This window comes from Inquilinus limosus MP06, assembly GCF_000767795.1.
GTDB lineage: Bacteria > Pseudomonadota > Alphaproteobacteria > DSM-16000 > Inquilinaceae > Inquilinus > Inquilinus limosus_E.
Map to the genome: position 1 here is coordinate 1 of NZ_JANX01000998.1, position 1,225 is coordinate 1,225.

At 69.2% G+C, this 1,225-nt stretch carries 2 protein-coding genes; one reads left to right on the forward strand and one right to left on the reverse strand.

Translation table 11 applies throughout. The features are described 5' to 3' along the window. A partial coding sequence (locus P409_RS34705; RefSeq protein ID WP_193366540.1) for an ELM1/GtrOC1 family putative glycosyltransferase occupies positions 1–533 on the reverse strand: 533 nt, incomplete at its 3' end. A gap of 101 nt (positions 534–634) precedes the next feature. On the opposite strand from P409_RS34705, the gene P409_RS34710 reads away from it, so the two are divergent. After that, a complete protein-coding gene (locus tag P409_RS34710) occupies positions 635–1,135 on the forward strand; it encodes an Lrp/AsnC family transcriptional regulator (RefSeq protein ID WP_034849499.1) in 501 nt (166 codons plus the stop codon). Positions 1,136–1,225: the final 90 nt, after the last annotated feature.

The window sequence follows — 1,225 nt, forward strand, 5'->3', positions numbered from 1 at the left end:
GGCACCGCCACCGACTTGCTGCTGCCGCCGATCAGCACCGCGGCGCGTGGTCGCGGCAGACGGCCCAGCACCGGCTCCCACTCGGCGGCCGCCGCGGCGAGCCGGGCGGGGGTGACGAGGTTGAGGGCGCCGGCCGTGGCGAAGACGTTGGGTGCTTTCAATCCGTCGTGCCGGGGCGTCACGATCAGATCGAAACGCCGCGGGTTGACGCCGGGACGAAATATTTGCACAAGGCGCGTCCGATGACCGCTGGCCCGCTTCACCGCGAGGGCGGGATACACGCTCTGCCGGCCGGCTGCGATCAGCAGGTCGGGCCAGGGCGGCCCGTTCAGCCCGAAGCCGGCGGCGGGCCGAACGGGATCGAGAAGACGATGCCAACCTTGGCGAGCGCCGAGTCGGACCACCTCCGGGACGATGCCCAGCGCCTCCGCCAGGCCCAGGCACTGGTTCTCGTTCGCCGGGCGGCCATCCGACACCACCCACACCCGCAGGGAGCCGATGCCGCCCGTCCCCGCGCGCGACACCGCGCTCATGCTGCCAAACCCTCGACGCGAAACAGGATTGCGCTTGCGCCCGGCGAAAGTCCGGCAATATCCTTGCGCGTAATCACGGAAGCCCTTTCATGAGAGAACCCATGCGCCGTGTGAAGCTCGACCGCATCGACCGCCGCATCCTCCGCGACCTCCAGGACGACGGCCGGATGACGAATGTCGAGTTGGCGCGCCGTGCCGGCATCTCCGCCCCGCCCTGCCTGCGCCGCGTCCGGGCGCTGGAGGAGGCGCATTACATCCGCGGTTACCACGCCGACATCAACCCCGAGGCGCTGGGCTTCGGCGTCACCGTCTTCGCCCAGGTCGGGCTGACCAGCCAGGCCGAAGCCGATCTGCGCAAGTTCGAGGACCTGGTCGGCAGCTGGCCGCTGGTCCGCGAATGCCATATGCTGGCCGGCGAGACCGACTTCCTGCTGAAGATCGTGGCCGAGGATTGGGACAGCTACCAGCGCTTCCTGACCACCCAGCTGACCTCCGCCCCGAACGTCAACCACGTCAAGTCGGCCCTGGCGATCCGCACCGCCAAGCAGCTGCCGGGCGTGCCGATCGACGTCGACGCCAAGGACCATCATCGCGAGGAGTGATCCGGCCGGATCACTCCAAGGACGTCCTCTCGTCGCAGTCACATCCTCTCTTAAGTCCCCCCTCCCCTTGCGGGAGGGGGGTAGGGGGAG